Source organism: Desulfovibrio sp. (genome assembly GCF_018379785.1).
Lineage (GTDB): Bacteria > Desulfobacterota > Desulfovibrionia > Desulfovibrionales > Desulfovibrionaceae > Desulfovibrio.
Genome location: NZ_JAGZUV010000117.1, coordinates 1 through 4,359, shown reverse-complemented (window position 1 = coordinate 4,359; position 4,359 = coordinate 1). Strand labels below are relative to the sequence as shown.

The following is a 4,359-nucleotide window of genomic DNA, read 5'->3' as shown; positions in this document are numbered from 1 at the left end:
AAATCTCCCTATGAATTTGTGAGAGCAGTATGGGCTATCGAGCCCGAAAGATTCCATATTGATCCAAGCCACTTCACTGTGGGACTAAACACCTAGGGCGTGTTCCTGTAAGATGTTTCGCTTGACGCGGCCCTGGTCGCGACCCGGCTTCTACAGCTCCAGCTCCAGCCCCACCGGGCAATGGTCCGAACCGTAGACGTCGTTTTCGATCCAGGCATCGCTGACGGCCGGGGCCAGCTCTTCGGAAACAAAGAAATAGTCGATGCGCCAGCCGATGTTCTTTTCCCGCGCGCGGGTCTTGTAGGACCACCAGGAATACTGGTCCGGCTGGTCGCCGTGCACCTTGCGGAAGGTGTCCACATAGCCCATGGCCGTGAAGCGGTCCAGAAAAGCGCGTTCCTCGGGCAGAAAGCCGGTATTTTTCACATTCTGCCTGGGGCGGGCCAGATCTATGGCCTGATGGGCGATATTGAAATCTCCGCAGACCACAATGGGTTTGCTTTTGCGGCACTCTTCCGCATAATTCAGAAAGGCCTCGAAAAAGCCCATCTTGTAGGGCACGCGCTTGAAGCGTCCCGTGGGTTTGCCGTTTTCATCCAGCTCCTCGGCCCCGCCGTTGGGGAAGTAGCCGTTGAAAAAGTGGAAGTCGGGAAATTCCAGATGCAGCAGGCGGCCTTCGCCCTGCCATCGGGGATCGGGCAGTTCCGCGCGCACGGCCAGAGGCGCCATCCGGCTGAAGACCGCCACTCCGGAATACCCCTTTTTCACATGGCTTGAGGACCAGTGGGCCTCCCAGCCCTCAGGGCTGGCCAGTTCTTCCTTGAGCTGCTCCGGGTGGGCCTTGGTTTCCTGCAGGGCAACGATCCGGGCGTCGGTGCGCGCGAACCACTTCCACTCCGGCTTGGCGGAAAGCGCACGCAGGCCGTTCACATTCCAGGAGACAAGTTTTATCCGCATATGTCCTCCAGGGCCGCAGCATAGCCAAGGCCGCTGCCGGGGGCAAGCCCGCGCGGACCGGTGCGCTGTCAGGGCTATCGCATGAATGCTTCAATCGCCGGATATTCATTTGCTTCCATTAGGTGAGTCTTCCTTATTCCCGCGAACGCGGCCGACATAGTCGGCAAGTGAGCGGGGGCTGGTTTTGCTGGAATTTTGCAAAATTGGCGGTTTTTCAGGCGGGCAAGGCCGCGGCACGTTTTTGCGCGGAAACCGACCGGAAAGCGACCCAAAGGGCCGTGCCTGTCGGCGAGCAAAGCGAGCCTTACGGGCATCGGGAGCAGAGCTATACTCAAGTATGAGAGCAGCAAAAACGCGCCGATAACGCCGCCCGCGCGGAAAAGGCGGATTTTGTAAAATAGCCGCGAAGTTAGAGCAAGCCTGACGCAAGAGCATTTTTCTTTTTCGCTCTATATTATGTGATTGTCCCGGGTGTGCTGTTGCGCCCCATTGCGCGCAATCCGCTTTTCCGGTACACAAAAAGTGCTGCCGGACAGGCCTGCTGAGGATCTGCCGGGCGGCGTTTTTTTCGAGCAGTTCACGCATGCAATGCCGCAACTGCTCCGCAAGGATTTGTCCGCAAAGCCTTGTCGCGAAATGCGCGCAGGCGGGTTCTGCCCGTCTGTGTCCGATTCACTTTTTAAGGAGTCCCTGCAGTATGGAAGTTCTGCCAATCCGCCGCGCCATCCTGAGCGTTACGGACAAGAGCGGCCTTGTGGATTTCGCCACTTTCCTCAGTTCCCGCGACGTGGAGCTGATTTCCACCGGCGGCACCCAGAAAGTGCTGGAGGCGGCGGGCCTGCCCGTCACCGCCGTCAGCACGGTGACCGGCTTCCCGGAAATTCTGGGCGGGCGCGTCAAAACCCTGCACCCCAAGATCCACGCGGGCATCCTGGCCAACAAAGATGACCCCTTCCACATGCAGACCCTGGCCGAAAAAGGCATCCGGCCTTTTGACCTGGTCTGCGTCAATCTCTACGACTTCGCCGGTGCGGTGGAACGCCACCTCTCCCTGGAAGAAGCCGTGGAGGAAATCGACATCGGCGGTCCCTGCATGCTGCGCGCGGCGGCCAAAAATTTTCACAGCGTCCTGGTGCTGCCCTCGCCCCAATGGTACGGCGCGGCCATGGACGAGCTGCGCCAACACGATATGAATGTGAGCCTCAACTTCCGGCAGGTCATGGCTTCACGGGCATTTGAGGCCACTTCGCGCTACGATGCGCTGATTACCTCCTATCTGCGGCCCTAGGAGCTGTTTCTAAATTGTCCTTTCGCCCTCTGCCTGCGTCAGGCTCGCCCCGTGCGAAGGTCGAATATGTTTGAATATACTCCCTCCGCCCGAGGCTCGCCTTCCTTGGCAGAGAGCGAAAATCCTAATTTAGAAACAGCTCCCAGACCGGATTACCTGTGAAACGCAAAGCGTTTCACAGATCCATTCAGCCGAAGACTGCGGTCATCACTGTCAATCCCCGTATGGTTCCGTTGCCGCCAACGGGGATAGCCCTCCGGGCCGCCCTCGATCGCTTCGGCTGGATCCATGCTGTTTCGCGGCGGGCGACCTGGCCCGCTCGCTGCACGCCGGAGAAAGGAGACGCGCCATTCCCAAGCCAGAAGGTAATCTGCAGGGGCTCAAGCCGAGTCAGCTCAATGCTCTGAGCCGCCTTTTCAACCGCCGGTTTCCGGCGGAGGATGTCTACACCATTGAGCAGGCCCGCGAGATGGCTCTTCTGTCGCGCGCCCTGGGGCGGCAGGTGGGGCTGCTTATCGACCGCAAGGGCCGGGTGCAGATGGTTCTGGTAGGCGAGGCAGGCGGCATCCTCATTCCCGAGTTGCCGCGCGGCCGCACCGGCCAGGAGCGGTTACGCGGCCTGCGCCTGTTGCACACCCACCTCTCTCCGGACGGCATCAGCCAGGAAGACCTCATGGACATGCTCTTCCTGCGCCTGGACGCGGTCATCGCCCTCAGCGTGAATCCCACGGGCGATCCCGTGCAGTGGCAGGCCGCGCATCTGCTGCCTTCCGGCACCGCGGGCAGGCCCTACCACCTGGATGCCCCACAGCCCTGGGACCGCACGGCCGCGCAGTTCACCGCCACGGCCGAAGCCCTGGAAGAAGAGCTGGCCCGGCGCGGCGAGGACGCGCGGGAAGCGACGGACGCCCCGCGCGCCCTGCTCGTTTCCGTGGCGGCCCAGCCCAAGGTTCTGCAGGAGCGCAATCTGGACGAACTGGCCGAACTGGCCCGTACCGCCGGTCTCACCGTAGCCGGACGCATGGCCCAGCGCGTGGCCCAGGTCAATCCCCGCCTGATTCTGGGCAAGGGCAAGGTAGCGGAACTGGAAGTGCTGGCCCTGCAAGGCCGCGCGGGCATGCTGGTTTTTGACGGCGAGCTTTCGCCCGCCCAGTTGCACAATCTGGCCGACATCACCGAGCGCAAGGTCATTGACCGCACCCAGCTTATTCTGGATATTTTCGCCCAGCATGCCGTGACCAGAGCGGGCAAGCTCCAGGTGGAGCTGGCGCAGCTGCGCTATACCCAGCCGCGTCTGGTGGGCAAAAACCGGGCCATGGACCGGCTCATGGGCGGCATCGGCGGGCGCGGCCCCGGCGAAACCAAACTGGAGACGGACCGCCGCAAAAGCCGTGAGCGCATGGCCCGCATCCGCAAGGAACTGGACCAGTTGCGGCGGCAGCGCGCCTTCACCCGTGCCCGCCGCTCGCGCCAGGGCATCCCCCTGGCCGCCCTGGTGGGCTATACCAACGCGGGCAAGTCCACTCTGCTGAACCGGTTGACCCGCTCGGACGTACTGGCGGAAAACAAACTCTTCGCCACCCTGGACCCCACCACGCGGCGGCTGCGCTTTCCGGCGGAACGGGAAATTATTCTGGCCGACACCGTGGGCTTTATCCGCAATCTGCCCAAAGAACTCATGGACGCCTTCCGTGCCACCCTGGAAGAGCTGGAGGCCGCCGATCTGCTGGTGCACGTGGCCGACGCCTCCCACCCGGACCTGCTGCAACAGATTGCGGCGGTGGAGACCATTCTGGCCGAAATGGAACTGGACCGCGTGCCGCGCCTGCTGGTGCTCAACAAATGGGATCAGCTTGCGGCTCCGGCCCGGGCCGAGCTGGCCGACGCCTTTCCCCTGGCCCTGCCCGTTTCGGCCAAAAGCGGCGACGGTCTCAACTATCTGCTGGAACAACTGGAAACAGACCTGCTGACCCGGAACAGGCCGCCGGTCATTCCGGATATGCCCTTCTCGCTGAACTAGGGCCTGTTAACACTATTTGAGAGCCTCGACGATGAGAGCAAAAACGATAAAAGCAAGGAAAATGACATCCAGCTTGTCATATCGAGTTGCTATG

General features: G+C 61.6%; 4 protein-coding genes. 2 read left to right on the top strand and 2 right to left on the bottom strand.

The window, feature by feature from the left end; translation table 11 throughout:
- Positions 1-150: 150 nt before the first annotated feature.
- Positions 151-957 (bottom strand): exodeoxyribonuclease III, encoded by an 807-nt coding sequence (locus KH208_RS15275; RefSeq protein ID WP_291437724.1) that lies wholly within the window; start codon positions 955-957, stop codon positions 151-153.
- Positions 958-1,062: 105 nt separating this feature from the next.
- Positions 1,063-1,542, bottom strand: coding sequence for a hypothetical protein (locus KH208_RS15270; RefSeq protein WP_291437722.1), 480 nt, complete (start codon positions 1,540-1,542; stop codon positions 1,063-1,065).
- A gap of 112 nt (positions 1,543-1,654) precedes the next feature.
- Between KH208_RS15270 and KH208_RS15265 the strand changes: the two genes are divergently transcribed.
- Both KH208_RS15265 and hflX read left to right on the top strand, forming a co-directional pair.
- Positions 1,655-2,245: an IMP cyclohydrolase gene (locus tag KH208_RS15265; RefSeq protein ID WP_008686106.1), complete on the top strand. Its 591-nt coding sequence runs from the start codon at positions 1,655-1,657 to the stop codon at positions 2,243-2,245.
- Positions 2,246-2,714: 469 nt separating this feature from the next.
- A complete protein-coding gene (hflX, locus tag KH208_RS15260; protein ID WP_291437720.1) occupies positions 2,715-4,265 on the top strand; it encodes a GTPase HflX in 1,551 nt (516 codons plus the stop codon).
- The last annotated feature ends 94 nt before the right edge of the window (positions 4,266-4,359 follow it).

Bases quoted from the DNA above. Each gene is read 5' to 3' on its own strand.
- KH208_RS15275 (WP_291437724.1), bottom strand. From the start codon at position 957: ATGCGGATAAAACTTGTCTCCTGGAATGTGAACGGCCTGCGTGCGCTT.
- KH208_RS15270 (WP_291437722.1), bottom strand. From the start codon at position 1,542: ATGCGTGAACTGCTCGAAAAAAACGCCGCCCGGCAGATCCTCAGCAGG.
- KH208_RS15265 (WP_008686106.1), top strand. From the start codon at position 1,655: ATGGAAGTTCTGCCAATCCGCCGCGCCATCCTGAGCGTTACGGACAAG.
- hflX (WP_291437720.1), top strand. From the start codon at position 2,715: ATGGCTCTTCTGTCGCGCGCCCTGGGGCGGCAGGTGGGGCTGCTTATC.